The 13,593-nt window shown below is 68.2% G+C and carries 13 protein-coding genes; 8 read left to right on the top strand and 5 right to left on the bottom strand.

Annotated elements, in window-relative coordinates:
- The first annotated feature begins 271 nt into the window (after positions 1-271).
- From ASG72_RS21460 to ASG72_RS12255, 4 genes are all read left to right on the top strand, one after another.
- The gene (locus ASG72_RS21460; RefSeq protein ID WP_348271598.1) at positions 272-421 is read left to right on the top strand and encodes a DUF1127 domain-containing protein; all 150 of its coding nucleotides are present in this window, start codon (positions 272-274) and stop codon (positions 419-421) included.
- 80 nt (positions 422-501) lie between these two features.
- On the top strand, positions 502-1,344 hold the full coding sequence (locus ASG72_RS12265; protein WP_056712694.1) for a class I SAM-dependent methyltransferase: 843 nt from the start codon (positions 502-504) through the stop codon (positions 1,342-1,344).
- A gap of 337 nt (positions 1,345-1,681) precedes the next feature.
- Positions 1,682-2,701, top strand: coding sequence for an ABC transporter substrate-binding protein (locus tag ASG72_RS12260; RefSeq protein WP_244488789.1), 1,020 nt, complete (start codon positions 1,682-1,684; stop codon positions 2,699-2,701).
- 90 nt (positions 2,702-2,791) lie between these two features.
- On the top strand, positions 2,792-4,456 hold the full coding sequence (locus ASG72_RS12255; protein ID WP_348271586.1) for an adenylate/guanylate cyclase domain-containing protein: 1,665 nt from the start codon (positions 2,792-2,794) through the stop codon (positions 4,454-4,456).
- A gap of 12 nt (positions 4,457-4,468) precedes the next feature.
- Here ASG72_RS12255 and ASG72_RS12250 read toward each other — a convergent pair whose 3' ends face one another.
- The gene (locus ASG72_RS12250) at positions 4,469-5,128 is read right to left on the bottom strand and encodes a Crp/Fnr family transcriptional regulator (RefSeq protein WP_244488788.1); all 660 of its coding nucleotides are present in this window, start codon (positions 5,126-5,128) and stop codon (positions 4,469-4,471) included.
- A gap of 184 nt (positions 5,129-5,312) precedes the next feature.
- Between ASG72_RS12250 and ASG72_RS20760 the strand changes: the two genes are divergently transcribed.
- On the top strand, positions 5,313-5,573 hold the full coding sequence (locus ASG72_RS20760) for a hypothetical protein (protein ID WP_162246244.1): 261 nt from the start codon (positions 5,313-5,315) through the stop codon (positions 5,571-5,573).
- A 414-nt stretch (positions 5,574-5,987) separates the two neighbouring features.
- Here ASG72_RS20760 and ASG72_RS12245 read toward each other — a convergent pair whose 3' ends face one another.
- A complete protein-coding gene (locus ASG72_RS12245) occupies positions 5,988-6,530 on the bottom strand; it encodes a hypothetical protein (RefSeq protein WP_056712689.1) in 543 nt (180 codons plus the stop codon).
- A 195-nt stretch (positions 6,531-6,725) separates the two neighbouring features.
- Between ASG72_RS12245 and ASG72_RS12240 the strand changes: the two genes are divergently transcribed.
- Positions 6,726-7,310, top strand: coding sequence for a LysE family transporter (locus ASG72_RS12240; RefSeq protein WP_056712687.1), 585 nt, complete (start codon positions 6,726-6,728; stop codon positions 7,308-7,310).
- A gap of 52 nt (positions 7,311-7,362) precedes the next feature.
- Here ASG72_RS12240 and ASG72_RS12235 read toward each other — a convergent pair whose 3' ends face one another.
- Positions 7,363-8,715: a hypothetical protein gene (locus ASG72_RS12235; protein ID WP_056712686.1), complete on the bottom strand. Its 1,353-nt coding sequence runs from the start codon at positions 8,713-8,715 to the stop codon at positions 7,363-7,365.
- Between the two features lie 283 nt (positions 8,716-8,998).
- Here ASG72_RS12235 and ASG72_RS12225 point away from each other — a divergent pair, with 283 nt between their 5' ends.
- Positions 8,999-10,180, top strand: a complete 1,182-nt coding sequence (locus ASG72_RS12225) for an alpha/beta hydrolase (RefSeq protein WP_082540302.1) — start codon at positions 8,999-9,001, stop codon at positions 10,178-10,180.
- Here the strand turns inward: ASG72_RS12225 and ASG72_RS12220 are convergent.
- Positions 10,177-12,366, bottom strand: a complete 2,190-nt coding sequence (locus ASG72_RS12220; protein WP_156395933.1) for a mechanosensitive ion channel family protein — start codon at positions 12,364-12,366, stop codon at positions 10,177-10,179. The two genes, ASG72_RS12225 and ASG72_RS12220, sit on opposite strands and share 4 nt — an antisense overlap.
- A 237-nt stretch (positions 12,367-12,603) precedes the next feature.
- On the opposite strand from ASG72_RS12220, the gene ASG72_RS12215 reads away from it, so the two are divergent.
- On the top strand, positions 12,604-13,119 hold the full coding sequence (locus ASG72_RS12215) for a response regulator (RefSeq protein WP_056712680.1): 516 nt from the start codon (positions 12,604-12,606) through the stop codon (positions 13,117-13,119).
- Between the two features lie 12 nt (positions 13,120-13,131).
- On the opposite strand, the gene ASG72_RS12210 is transcribed toward ASG72_RS12215, so the two are convergent.
- On the bottom strand, positions 13,132-13,575 hold the full coding sequence (locus ASG72_RS12210) for a type II 3-dehydroquinate dehydratase (protein WP_056712678.1): 444 nt from the start codon (positions 13,573-13,575) through the stop codon (positions 13,132-13,134).
- Positions 13,576-13,593: the final 18 nt, after the last annotated feature.

Below are 13,593 nucleotides of genomic sequence, written 5' to 3'. Positions count from 1 at the left end.
CCGCACCACGCCAAAGGAGGCGGCAGATCTGGCAACGGAGCGTGACATGCATACCCCGAATGGAGACATTTTCTTCGACATCGGCGACCTCGCAGACATGATCCGCCCCCGTCGCAAGACGGTGATCGACCGGCTGGTAGGGCGCCTGGCGGTCGGGCAGATATGCGGGGACCATTTCCTCTACGAGGTTCATGGTCCATTCGTCGCCCCTGGTCGGGAGCCGATCCGGCGTCCCATGACGACGCGGCTGATCGAGGCGCTATCGGGCCAGCTGGGCGGCATCGCCAGACTGGTTCGGCTGCGGCGAGCGGCCAACGAGCTGGCCTGCCTCGACGACAGTATGCTGAAAGACATGGGCATCGCCCGTTCTGAGATCGACTGCGCCGTCTTCGGCACGCCGATCCACCGCCCCGACGTCTGAGCAGCGGCGCAACATGCCCGGCGGCTCGCCGCCGGGACTGCGCCAACCTCTCTGAATGGCACTCACCAAGGAGATCGACAATGCCGGCCTCAGCCACGCGTGAAAGCAAGGTACCGGAGACTATCAACTACGAGGCGATCAAGGCCCGCCAGCGCGGTGCCTGGTCGTCGGGAGACTATTCCGTCGTCGGTACGACCCTCCAGATCGTCGGCGAGCGCCTGTGCGAGTCGCTCGACGTGCGCGCGGGTCAGACGGTGCTAGATGTCGCCGCCGGCAATGGCAACGCTAGTCTTGCAGCGGCGCGCCGCTGGTGCGAAGTCACCAGCACAGACTATGTTGAAGCGCTCCTTGAGCGCGGCCGGGAGCGCGCCAAGGCCGAGCGCCTCGAAATCGTCTTTCTTGAGGCCGACGCGGAGGCGTTGCCTTTCGCCGACGGCAGCTTCGACGTGGTCATGTCGACCTTCGGGGTGATGTTCACGCCAAATCAGGAGCGCGCCGCGAGGGAATTGCTGCGCGTCTGCAGGCCTGGCGGCAAGATTGGTCTTGCCAACTGGACGCCCGACGGCTTCATCGGCCATCTCTTCCAAACGATCGGCCGGCATGTCGCGCCGCCCCCCGGTGCACGGTCGCCGGCGCTATGGGGAACGCAGGCCCGTCTGGCCGAGTTGTTCGACCCGGACAGCACGACCGTCGAAGCCACGCAGCGCACTTTCGTCTTCCGCTACCGCTCGCCGGACCACTGGCTTGACGTATTCAAGACGTATTACGGGCCCGTCCTAAAGGCGTTTGCCGCGCTGGCGCCATCGCAAAAGAAGGCGCTGGAGGACGATCTGAGGACGGTGGTCGAGCGATTCAACCGATCGGGCGACACAACCGTGATTCTGCCGAGCAGCTATCTTGAGATTGTCGGCACGCGGCGATAGCGATACGCGTGTCCCCCCCGCCCGCGCCGCAGTTCGGGGGGCTGGCAGCCCCCAGGGCAGGGCGGCGCCAAGGGCCGGCGCGATTGTCTCAGTCTGCGGCATCTCGCCAGTTCCATCCACCGCTCTAGCCGGCTTTCCGGAGCCGAATTTCGCAGAGGCGCCTGGAAAGGCGCGACCCGGGCGAAGCTGCCCTGCCGCCATCTGTAGCCTCGCTCGAGCAATCTAACCCGCAAGGGACGGCTTTCGCACCGACGGCCATGCGGCTATGCTAGGATGCGAGACCAGTAGCGGATCAGCGTTCCGCGTCACTGCAGGCGTCTGTCCGGAGGGGACGGCCGTGCGTTTGAAGTCCTGCGCCTTTGGCCGTGCCGGCCGCACGACACGCCGCGACGTTATCGCGATCATCGGCGCAGCGGCCGCCTGGCCAGTCGCGGCTCCCGCGCAGCCGCAGGCCATGCCCGTCATCGGCTATCTCGGCTCCGAATCTCCAGAACCCTACGCCAGTCGCCTTGCCGCCTTTCGTGAGGGCCTGTCGGAGACCGGTTATGTCGAGGGGCGCAATGTCGCGATCGATTTTCGCTGGGCGGAAGGCCAGTATAGCCGGTTGCCGGCTCTCGCGATGGAACTGGCCGCCCGTCGGGTCGCCGTCATCGTCGCGCCCGGCGGCGCCGAGGTAGCGCTTGCCGCAAGCTCCGCGACTACAACAATTCCGATCGTCTTCGAGATGGGGGGCGACCCGTTGGCGCTCGGCCTGGTAGCCAGCCTGGCCCGGCCGGACGGCAATCTCACCGGTGTGACCAGCTTGAGCGTGGAGGTCTCGCGCAAGCGGCTCGAGTTCATCAGCGAGTTGGTCCCCGCCGCCCGAATCTTCGGGATCGCCGTCAATATGGCCAGCCCGACCTCTGGTCTGCAATTGCGGAACCTGCAGGCGGCCGCGGATAGCCTTGGACTGCAGCTTCGCATCCTGACCGCCAGCAGCGAAACGGAACTGGACAATGTGTTCAGGGCTGCCTCCGAGATGCGAGCCGGTGGGCTGGTCTTCACTTCCGATCCCTATTTCGCCTATCGCAGTCGCCAGCTTGCGGCGCTGGCGATCCGGCACGGGGTGCCCACGATCACCCAAGCGAGAGATTTCCCGATTGCCGGCGGATTAATGAGCTATGGCGGCGATTTCCAGCAGTCGCACCGTCATACCGGGATCTATGCCGGCCGCATCATCAAGGGCGAGAAGCCGTCCGATCTGCCGGTCCAGCGCGTGACCAAGGTGGAGCTGTTCGTCAACCTCAAGGCGGCTACCGGGCTCGGACTGGCCATCCCGCCATCGCTCCTGAGCAGCGCCGACGTCGTGATCGAGTAACCCGGCCGATGGGCCCGCGCATGAGCTGAGACGGTGACCCACTCGCCACCCGCCCCACGGAGCTCGCTTTTCGCGAGATACTTTCTCGCATTGTTCGCGGCGGTGGTCGTGCCGCTTCTCGCCGCCGTCGGAAGCGAAGCGTGGTTTGGCCACCATGACCAGCGCGCCAGGCTGAACGATCTTCTCGATGCGGAAGCCCGCTCGGCCGCTGCGAAAATCCAAGACTTCTTGGACGGCATCGGTGACCAGCTTACCTGGACCGTGCAGCTGCCATGGTCTGAAAGCGCCGACGAAAGGCGCAGGCTCGACGCGTTTCGTCTGCTTCGCCAAGTTCCGGCGGTCGTCAGCTTGACCCTAGTCGACGCCGTCGGCCGGGAGCGGCTGTTTGTCTCGCGCCTCGGCCTGAACCGAAGCGAGGGGGGCGCCGACCACTCGGCGAATCCGGCGGTCATTGGAGTTAAATCGAGCCCGATCTGGTTTGGCCCCGTGACGTTCCACGCCGGCTCCGAACCCTTCATGACCATAGCCGTAGCGGGCAACCGCGCGGCGGTCGGCATCGCCGTGGCCGAGGTCAATCTCAAGCTGATCTGGGACGTGATTTCGGCGATCCGGGTCGGACGGACCGGGGAAGCGTTTGTGCTCGATCAGCCGGGCCGCCTCGTCGCCCATCCCGACATCAGCCTTGTCCTGCGGGCCGACGAAACGGCGACACTTCCTCTCAAGACGCTGCGGGCAGGCATTGTCGCACAGGGGGGGCGGGCAGTCACCGGCCGCGACGTCGCGGGACAGACGGTGCTCGCCGCGATGGCGCAGATTCCCCGCGTCGACTGGAGCGTCGTCGTCAAGCAGCCGGTCGTTGAGGCCTTCGGACCCATCTATGCGACGCTGTGGCGGACAGCCGCGTCGTTGATCGGCGGCGCGGCGCTCGCGGCGGCGCTCGCCTACTGGTTGACAAGGCGCATGATAGGCCCAATCAGGCTTTTGGAAGACGGTGTCGCGCGGATCGGGGCCGGACATTTCAACCACCGGATCGACCTTGCTACCGGTGACGAGTTCGAGCGGCTGGCGACGCGCTTCAACGAGATGGCGGGCGAGCTTGCCGTGTCGCAGGAGCGTTCGGAACGCATCATCCGGCTCAAGCGCTTTCTCGCGCCGCAGGTTGCCGAACTGGTTGACCGGACGAGCGACGACGGCGTTCTCGACGGCCGCCGCATTGAGGTGGTGGTGGTGTTCGGCGACCTGCGAGGTTTCACCGCCTTTTCCGGGCGCGCCGAGCCCGAAGCCGTGATGGGCGTCCTGAGCGATTACTACGACGCTCTCGACAAGGTGGTCAGCGACTACGGGGCCACGCTGACGCACTTCTCCGGCGACGGCATGATGGTGCTGCTCAACGCCCCCGTGACCTGTTCGGATCCGGCGCTGCGTGCCATTCATATGGCGCGCGACATGCACGCGAGCGTTCAGGCGCTCCTGCTCGACCACGGGCTCGGCTTTGGCGTAGGACTGGCGATGGGTCCGGCGACGGTGGGACGGATCGGCTCCGGAGGCCGGCTCGATTACACCGCGATAGGCAGCGTCGTGAATCTCGCCTCGCGGCTGTGCGCCAGCGCGGCCGATGCGGAAATCTTGATCGATGCGGTCGCCGCCAGCGCTGTGAGCGGTCGGGTGCGCCTTGTCGAGCGGGCTGCGCGGATGCTGAAGGGCTTCGACCGTCCCGTCCCGGTGTTCGCCGCTTCCGATGACGTCTCAGAATAGGATGCCGGTAAGTCACGCGGCGTCGACGTTCGCCAGCCGCCGTAAGACGTCGATATCGTGGATCACCAGGCGCCCCCGCGCTAGGGAGAGTACGCCGGCGCGTTTCCAGCACTGGAGCTGCCGGTTAACCGTTTCGCGCGTCACGCCGGTGAGTGATGCGAGTTCCTCCTGGGAGGCGTGGACCTCCATCCCGTAATCCGTGACGAGGATTAGGATGCGTCGCGCAAGCCGGGTCGCCGCGGGCAGGAATGTGGTCTCCTCCATACGGCCGATGACGTCCCGCAGCCGAGCGCAGAGCAGCCCGATCAGTTGCTGCGCAATCGAAGACTCACGATCGAGCAGGCTCAGGAAATCACGACGCGGCAGAAAGAACATCGCAGTGTCCTCTAGCGCGACCGCATCGGCGGTACGGGACCGACCATCAAGCAGCGCGATTTCGCCGAAAACGTCGCCGCCGCCGAGGAGGTTTATCGTCATCTGCTTGCCGAGATCATCCGTCGTTCCAATGCGGATCAGGCCGCGCCGGATCGCGTAAAGGCCGTCGCTCGGATCGCCTTTCAGGAACAGCACCTCCCGCGCAGAAAGGTCACGTAGCCGGCAGATCGCCGCCATCTTCGCCAGCGCATCCTCGGTGAAGCCCGCGAAGAAGGGGTTGGCGGACAGCAGGCTCACAACGCGATCGGGACTAACGGTCATCGTCGGCCTCCGACATCTAACCCTGACGACGCCAGCCGCAGCCTCTGTGACCCGGCGCACAGAATCTTGGGCCTGAATGGCCCAAAAAAGCCGGACCGATCGGCGGCTCTACCGCACTGATGCGGTCATGGCGCGAGCTGATCCCACGAGGAGACCGACAATGCCGGATGTCTGCAACCGTCACAATACGCATTCGGGATCACTAGCTCTCGAACCGCTCGGCGAGGCTGCGCCGGCAGCGCGCAGGGGAGAGTGCTCCTTCCTGAAACGAATTTCATGGGCGCTCCGCAGCGTGCGCCTGCGGCTGAACCGCTCGCCCGCAGGCCGTCGCCCTGGTTACGGCGCAACGCGCCTCGACGACCGGACGCTGAACGACATCGGCCTGTCGCGCATGGAGGTGGTCGACTGGGCACCGCGATGATTCTGGAAGCACCGCCTGTCCTTACCGAACTGTTCCGGGGCGTGTCGCCTACCTGCACTGCACGTCCCACGGGCAAGCGGCAGCGCATCGCCGAGGCGCTTCTCCACCGTGGCGCGGTTAGTCTCAAGCTTAGGTGGAAGCCCAGTCACCCGCTGCGTCGGACCGGCGGGGTTCCGCCTCGACTCTGATCAACGACTCGCATGACCGTGCTCAAGGAGCCCTCTCTTTCGCTAGCCAGCTTTGGCATCTGCCTGCCCGAAAGCCGAATGTCCGAATGTCGGGAATGGGCCATAAGCAGAAAGTCCCGCCAGACTTAGGCTGCTCTCCACAGTCGGCGCGGTGGCCGCTTCATGCTGCCTTATTCAAGCCAGCATCAGCGTCGCGGGATCGCAGACCGTCGCGCGCCGCTCGCCGCTAGCGCATCGGCACCAAAGCGCGGGCCTTCGCGGCGGCGCGCATTTCTCTGGGCGCCAGCCGGGCTTGGGCGGTGCCGAGCGCGAAGCTGGCGCGCAGCAGCGCGGCCGTCAGGGCCAGGGCCGGCGTCGGCGCCGCCGCACTCTCGCCTTCCACCGTCGCGACGAAGGCCACGGTGCCAGCCGGATCATGCCCGAGCCGCCAGGTGAGATCGGGGAAGGTCCGGCCGAGAATGTCGATGACGACGCTGGTCTCGACCGTGATGCGCCCGACCGCCTTCCAGGTGACGCCCTGCAAAAAAATGCCGCCATGGGGCGTCCTGTGCGTGCGCATCGAGGTCGGCTTGCGCCTCACCACGAAACCGAGCGCCTCATAGATCTCGCAATCGAGATCGCGGCCGATCGCATCGGCGGCCTCGCAGCGCGCGGCCAAACGGGCCAGCCGCGCCTCGCGATCGGCGCCCTGCCTGTCCGGATGCGCGGGATCGACGATCTCATCCTCGGCGTGGAGCGCGTGGCGCGCGGCGGAGCCTGACGTCAGCATGCTGGTCGATCCCGGTGGCGGCGGCCGGCCGCCCTGACGCCCTGCATAGCGGCTGCGGGCTTAGCCGTTCCATGGCGCCGGGCAGCTGTTTCCATAGCCGCGGCATAGCCGCCGGCGCGAGCGCTCCGCCGACGGGGATGCGAAGGACTGAGCGAGATCAAGGCGCCTCGGCGGACCGGCTGCGACACAGCCGGCATGGATCCGATCAGCTTCATCACCGTGAGCCTGGCGCTGCTCGCGACGCCCGGCCCGACCAATACGCTGCTGGCGACAGCGGCTGCGGAGACGGGCTGGCGCCGCTCGATCCCGCTGCTCGGCGCCGAGCTCGCCGGTTATCTCGTCGCCATCGCCGGGCTGCGCATCGGGCTCGGTCCGGCGATCGCGTCGCAGCCCATGCTCCTGAGCGTCCTGCAGGGGCTCTCGGCGGCCTATCTCGTCAGGATCGCGCTGGCGCTCTGGCTGCGCGGCGGAGCGGGTTCCGCCGGCGGTGCCGCGATCGGCTTCAAGCGGGTGCTGCTGACGACATCGCTCAATCCCAAGGCCGTGATCTTCGCCTTCGCCATCCTGCCGCCCGGAGGCGCGACGCCGGAGCTGGCGGCCCGGCTCGCTCTTTTGTCGGGGCTGATCCTCTCGGCCGGCCTCGCCTGGCTGCTCTTCGGAGGCGCCCTGCATCGCAGCTTCCAGAACCCGCAGCGGGCCCGGATCGGCTACCGCGCCAGCGCCGGCGCCCTGGCGCTCCTGGCGGGACTGCTCGCGACACGGGCTTTCGCCGGCTTCTGAGCGGCCGGATCAGGCTCGGCCGGGCTCGCCCCGTTCCGATCGGCGAGGCCGGTCAGAAGCTCCGCTCCAGAAACAGTTGCAGCGAACTCTGCCGTCCGGCGAGCCCGACCGGCACGACCGCGCTGCCGAGATCGAGCTTCTGCCAGGCGACCGAGGCCTCGAGCCCGGTCTTGAAGCCCTCGACCGGAGTCCAGGCGAGATTGGCCGCCACGCGGTCGATGCGGACCCGCCCCGTGCCGCCCGCCCTGCCCGGCAGGCTGAGCTGGTAGCGGCTGACGAAGACATGGCTCGCCAGCGTATCCGTCCAGTCCCGCCCCAAGGCGAGCACACCGGACCAGCCGCGTGTGGCGTCGGTCGCGCCGATCACCTGGCGCAACACCCTGAGATCGAGCGAGGAGCCGATATAGGGCGCGGCATCGACCGCGCCGGCGAGCTGGGCGGTGACGCTCGTGGTCTTGCCCAGCAGGGGCGCCTCATAGGTCAGGCCGAGCAGGGCGGCGCGGCCCATGCGCGCGCTGACGCCCGGGCCGCGGGGCACGTCGCGCAGCGCCGCCGCGCCGTGCAGGGTCCAGGCCTCGCCTTCGTGGAGCAGGCGCACCACGCCATCGGGCATACGCAGGCCGGAGGCGCCGGGCAGCGCCCGGGCGGCGTCGATCTGCGTGTCCTCGGCCGAGATCGACAGTTTGAGATCGGGCCAGAGCAGGCGTTCATAGCCGATCAGGCCGACGGTGCGGCTCGGCACCCGCGTCGAAAACACGAATTCGTCGCCGGTCCAGAAATCGAAGCGCGAGCCCGCGACGCCGAAGACGAAGGGCCCGATGGTGACGCTCGCCTCGGCGAAGCTCGGCGTCGAGCCGGTCGCGGGATCATTGGTCTGGTCGAAGGAGAATTCGAAGGCGCTGGCGACATGCAGGCCGCTCGGCAGGGTGCGGGCGCTTTCGATGCGAAAGGACAGGCTGCGCGGATAGCTCAGCCCATTGGCCGGGACGAGCCCGGCCGCGCGGGCCAGGGTGCTGGCGCGAAAACTGTCGCTCTGGATCCCGAGGCTGAGCACCCCGGAGATCGCCACGCAATGCCCCATTCCAGGCGAGACGAAACCCGGAACGGCCTCCTCCTCATCCTCCTCGTCCTCATCCTCCTCTTCGTCGTCGTCATCGGACCCGGTCCCGTCCTCGTCGGGCTCGGCCGCGGCCGCCGCGGGGCTGCCGGGGAACAGCGGCGTCTGCTCCGGTACGACGATCTTGCAGGCGCGCAGGAAGGCGCCCGCCGGCAGGGGTTTTGCGGCGGCGGGCTGGATGTGGAACGGCAGCAGGCAGCCCGCCAGCAGCGCAAGCGCGCCCGCGAAACCTGTCCGGCCCGGTAGGCAAGCTGCAATCGCCGGTGCGATCTGCTGGTCAATCGACAATGATCGCAGCCTTCACGGCGCGAAGGAGGAAAGAAGCACTTGCGTCATGGCGGTCGCTCCGCAGCCTCTTCCCGTCGGTCTCGTTCGCGAATTCTAAAGCGCCTTTCAAGGCTGACGCAACTGACGCCAATTTGCAAAATCTCGGAAGAGCGGCGATGGTGGCGCGGGGGGAGGCAATCGCAGCGGCACGGATGGCGAAGCGCCCGTGGCGCTGGCGGCCGGCAGCCCCCGCCATGGCCCAGGGCATGGCTCAGGCTCCGCCTCGTCAGCAGGATCGCGTTCGATGCAGCTCGTCTTTCCCTTCGCCGATGTCCCGCGCCAAAGCGGCGGCGGCCGCGTACTGCTGCCCTGCCTGATCGTGCTGGCGCTCGCTTTGGCGGGCTGCGGCTCGCGTCCGGAGACGGGTTTCCTGGCGCCCGTCGCGCAACCGGCGCCGGACGCCACGCCCCACACCCTGCTGGTCGCGACGACGCGCCAGCGCGACGCCCGCCCCGGCACGCTGTTCAATGGCGAACGGGCGACGCCGCTCGATTTCGCGCGGCTCGTCGTCTCCGTCCCGCCGGGGCACAAGGCCGGCGAGATCTCCTGGGCCTCGACGGCGCCGGGCGATCCCAAGACCGATTTCGTGGTGCGCGAGGCCGGCTATCTCGAAGGCGAGAAGGCGTTCGTGGCCGAGCTCAATACGCAGCTCGCGGCCCGCCCCAAGGGAAAGCGAAACGTCTTCCTCTTCGTGCATGGCTACAACACAATGTTCGCCGAGGGCGTCTATCGCTTCGCGCAGGTGGTTCACGATTCCCGGGCGCCGGCCGTGCCGGTTCTCTTCACCTGGGCCTCGCGCGGCCAGGTCTCGCAATATATCTACGACAACAACAGCGCGACCGCCGCGCGGGACGATCTCGAGCGGACCTTGCGGCTGGTCTTCGCGAGCCAGGCGGAGAAGGTGACGATCCTCGCCCATTCCATGGGCAATTGGGTCACCGTCGAGGCGCTGCGGCAGATCAGGATCAGCGGCGGGCTGCCGCAGGTCGACAAGCTCGCCGCCCTGTTCCTCGCCGCGCCCGATATCGATATCGACGTGTTCAAATCGCAGATGCGCCGGTTCGGCCGCCCCTCCAAACCCTTCTTCATCGTGCTGTCGAAGGACGACAAGGCGCTCGGCCTGTCGAATTTCCTCGCCGGGGGCCAGGGCCGGCTCGGCTCCGACAGCAACACCGAGGAACTCGCCAGTCTCGGCGCGGTGGTCATCGACATGACCGAGGTGAAGGGGCTGGATTCGAGCAATCACGGCAAATTCGCGCAGCTCGCCGCCGTGGCGCCGAATCTGAGCGCCGTTCTGGCGCGCGGCATCACGCCCGGCCAGCAGGGCGGCCAGCCCGGCGAGATCGCCAGCGGCTCGCTCGAGGCGCTGGTGAAACTGCCGATCACCATCGTCAGCGCGCCGCTGCGGGCGCTGGCGGGGCGCTAGCCGGTCGGCGCCAAGGGGGTCGGCGGCGGGACGACGGAGAGCGCGGCACCGGCATGGGCCGCTCCGCCCTCCCCGCCGCGGACCGTGACCTGGTTCGAGGCGAAATCGATCCCCGCCTCGCCCAGCGCCCGGTAGACCCGCTTCAGCGCCTCACGCTGCAGGCCGGAGGCCTGGTTCGGCTTGGCGGTGAATTTCAGCCGGATCACCAGCGCGGTATCGGCGATGTCCGCGACGCCCTGCATCTTCAGCGGCGCGATGAAATGCGGGCCGTATTCCGGATCCTCCAGCAGGGCGAGCCCGACCTTCTTGATGGCCTTGCGCGCCTTTTCCAGATCGACCGAGCGGTCGAGCCGGACATTGAACTTGACCGTCGCCCAGTCGCGGCTGGCATTGGTGAGGGACGGGATCTGTCCGAACGGGATGGTGTGGATCTGCCCGCTCTGATGGCGCAGCTGGACGGAGCGCAGCGAGATCTTCTCGACCGTGCCCTTCAGCCGCCCGGTATCGACATATTCGCCGACCCGGAACGCATCTTCGACCATGAAGAAGAAGCCGGAGACGATATCGCGCACCAGAGCCTGGGAGCCGAAGGAGATGGCCAGGCCGAGAATGCCGAAGCCGGCCAAAAGCGGGCCGATATCGACCCCGAGCTGCGACAAGGCGACCAGCGCCGTCAGAACGATGACGCCGGAGAGCACGATGCCGCGCACGACGGGCAGCACGGTGGCGAGCCGGCTCGGCACCGCCTCGTCATGCTGGGTCTCCTCGTCGAACGGCAAAGTCGAGGTCGGACGGGGCGAGAAGGCGCCGAAGAAGGCGCGCAGGAAGACCAGCGCGACCCAGCCGGAGAACAGCAGCATGGCCTGGGCAAAGGCGTGTTTGCGGAAGGCGGCGTAATCGGCCGTGGCGGTATCGACGAACAGGGCGGCCCAGATCTGGGACAGCCAGAAGGCGGCACCGATCCAGACGAGCCCGCCCATGCCGGCCTGGATCATGGCGCCGACCGCCACCGCCACCGGCGTGGCCGGAACATCGGTCCGCGCCTGCTCGCGCGCCTGCCAGGCCCGCAACAGCGTCGTCGCGCCGATGGCCACCACGGGGGTAAGGATGATGATGAACTGCGTCAGCCCGGCGGCGGCTCCCCAGCGCTGGCCGTCGACCATCACGAAGGAGGCGCGCCCGACCATCCAGATCGCGACCGCGCTGGCCATGAAGATGAAGGGTGCGGCCCAGGCCAGCAGGCGCAGGGCTGGGCCCGGGCCCGGCTCCCGGGCGGATCTCAGCACCAGCTGCCTGAGATCGCGGCGCGCATCGAAGAACCAGCACAGCTTCAGCACGAGCACAGCATAGCCGCCGAGCGCCACCACGCCCATGACGGTGGCGGGGTCGCGCGCCACATCCAGCGCCAGGCGCGCCAGCAAGATCGCGAAGCCGCCGAGCCCGACATAGGCGAGCAGCCAGGCATAATGCCGCTCCGCCCGCTCGATCGGCACCAGCCGCCGCTCGGGCCGCCCCGGCGAGAGCAGAAAGCGCGCGGCCACCAGATGCAGCGCGACCATGACCGATGCGGCGCCGAGGCTGGCTGCGGTCGCGGCGGCGATGTCCGGCTGCGGCAGCAGCGCGTTGCGCCCGAGCGCAAGCGCCCCGATGACGATGATCGCCGTCAGCCCGTCCTGGAGGGCGGCCAGCAGCGAGATCCGCAGGCGCGGCAGGAAATCCGGGCCGGCCGGTACCAGCCTGCGGGCGAACCAGCCGCCCGTCGCCCGGCGGAAGGCCCAGGCCGCGCCGGCCGCGGCGAGGATGATCGCGAGCAGGCGCAGGCCCGGCTGCGGGTTCCGGGCCGCCAGCCAGCGCTCCGCGACATCGCCGGGCAACCGCGTCACCTGCGGGATCGCGGCATTGCCGCTGTCCAGCCCGGCTTCGAAGTCCCGCCAGAATACGCCGAGCTTCGAGACCGGCTCGGCCTGCACCGGGCTGGCCTTGGCGCCCATCCTGATCTCGACCCTGCGCCCGGTCGCGGTGATGGCGTCGACGGCCTGGCGGATCTGCTCGGCGGTCTCGCTGCCCTGCAGCGTCAGCACGACCGGCTGATCCGCCTGGGCCAAAGCCGGCGGCGCCGGTGCCGCCAGCCAGGCGGCTGCGACCAGCAGCACGATCGCGAGTCGCCGACCGATTGCCTCTGCCATCATGAATCCCCCCGGCGCATGCCCGATCGGGACAGGCGCGCCGACAGCTCCGGCACGCCCTGCCCTCGACCTCTTCAGCGCTGATCACTTTAAGTCGTCCGGCGAAGTTTTACATGCACGAATAGAGCGCCGATCTTCAGAATGGCTAATGGGAAGGCGCGGCGACAGCAAGGGAACGGGGGGCCCGAACCTGCCGGCGGCTTTCCCGGCCGGCTCCACCGCCGCGCCGCTGCGGTCATGCTGATCTTCGGCCTGGCGGTGGTCGTGATCATGTGGCGCTGGACAGCGCACCGGGGGCGCGGCACCACGGCGACGATCACCCTGGCGGCGGTCGCCGATGGCGGCGAGGCCGCGCCTGCGCCGGCGGAAGCGGCGGAGGCGCAGGAGCGCGCCGGTTCACGCCGCCTGTCGATCCTGGCGGCCGATGACGACGCGCTGGTGCTGATGAACACCGGCGACCTGCTGGAGGATCTCGGTCTTGAGGTGGCGCCGGCCTATTCGAGCCAGGATGCGCTGGAGCAGCTTTCGGGGCGCGATTTCGATCGCGTCGTCACCGACCACGCCATGCCGCGGATGACCGGCGCCCAGCTGATCGCCGAGGCCGGCGCCCGCAAGCCCGCCCTGCCGATCCTGCTGGCCACGGGCTATGCCGATCTGCCTCCGGGGGTCGGCCCGATCGACGTGCCGCGGCTGTCGAAACCCTTCTCGCAGCTGGAGCTGAAGCGGGCGATCGAGACGCTCATCCGCGCGTGAGGCGCGGTTTCGTCACGCAGCCGCCTGCCGGGCGAGGTCCTTCACCGCCTGGACCGCCACGGGATAGCCCCCCGCCCCCAGCCCGGCGATGATCGCGGTGGCGACCAGCGAGACGAAGGAGCGGTGATAGATCGGCTCGCGCCGGTGGATATTGGTGATGTGCAGTTCGATGATCGGCCCCGGGAACATCTTCAGCGCGTCGAGGATCGCCATCGAGGTGAAGGTGAAGGCGGCCGGGTTGATGACGATCCCGCAGCCGCGATCGATGGCCTCGTGGATCCAGTCGATCAGCTCGTATTCGCGGTTGGACTGGCGAAACTCCAGGGGCGTATCGCCGGCCGCGTCACGGCACATCGCCTCGACCTCGGCCAAGGTGGTGCTGCCGTAGAGATGCGGCTCCCGCGTGCCGAGGCGGTTCAGGTTCGGACCGTTGATGACGTAGATCGGCTTGGTCACGAGAGCACCAGTCGGGTT

The organism is Allobosea sp. Leaf344, from assembly GCF_001426225.1.
Lineage (GTDB): Bacteria > Pseudomonadota > Alphaproteobacteria > Rhizobiales > Beijerinckiaceae > Allobosea.
The sequence above is the reverse complement of the archived record's forward strand: the minus strand, read 5'-3'. Positions and strand labels throughout refer to the sequence as shown.

What these genes read in the sequence shown, in the direction of transcription:
- ASG72_RS12265 (WP_056712694.1), top strand. Translation starts at nt 502, where the DNA reads ATGCCGGCCTCAGCCACGCGTGAAAGCAAGGTACCGGAGACTATCAAC.
- ASG72_RS20760 (WP_162246244.1), top strand. Translation starts at nt 5,313, where the DNA reads ATGCCGGATGTCTGCAACCGTCACAATACGCATTCGGGATCACTAGCT.
- ASG72_RS12245 (WP_056712689.1), bottom strand. Translation starts at nt 6,530, where the DNA reads ATGCTGACGTCAGGCTCCGCCGCGCGCCACGCGCTCCACGCCGAGGAT.
- ASG72_RS12240 (WP_056712687.1), top strand. Translation starts at nt 6,726, where the DNA reads ATGGATCCGATCAGCTTCATCACCGTGAGCCTGGCGCTGCTCGCGACG.
- ASG72_RS12225 (WP_082540302.1), top strand. Translation starts at nt 8,999, where the DNA reads ATGCAGCTCGTCTTTCCCTTCGCCGATGTCCCGCGCCAAAGCGGCGGC.
- ASG72_RS12220 (WP_156395933.1), bottom strand. Translation starts at nt 12,366, where the DNA reads ATGGCAGAGGCAATCGGTCGGCGACTCGCGATCGTGCTGCTGGTCGCA.
- ASG72_RS12215 (WP_056712680.1), top strand. Translation starts at nt 12,604, where the DNA reads ATGCTGATCTTCGGCCTGGCGGTGGTCGTGATCATGTGGCGCTGGACA.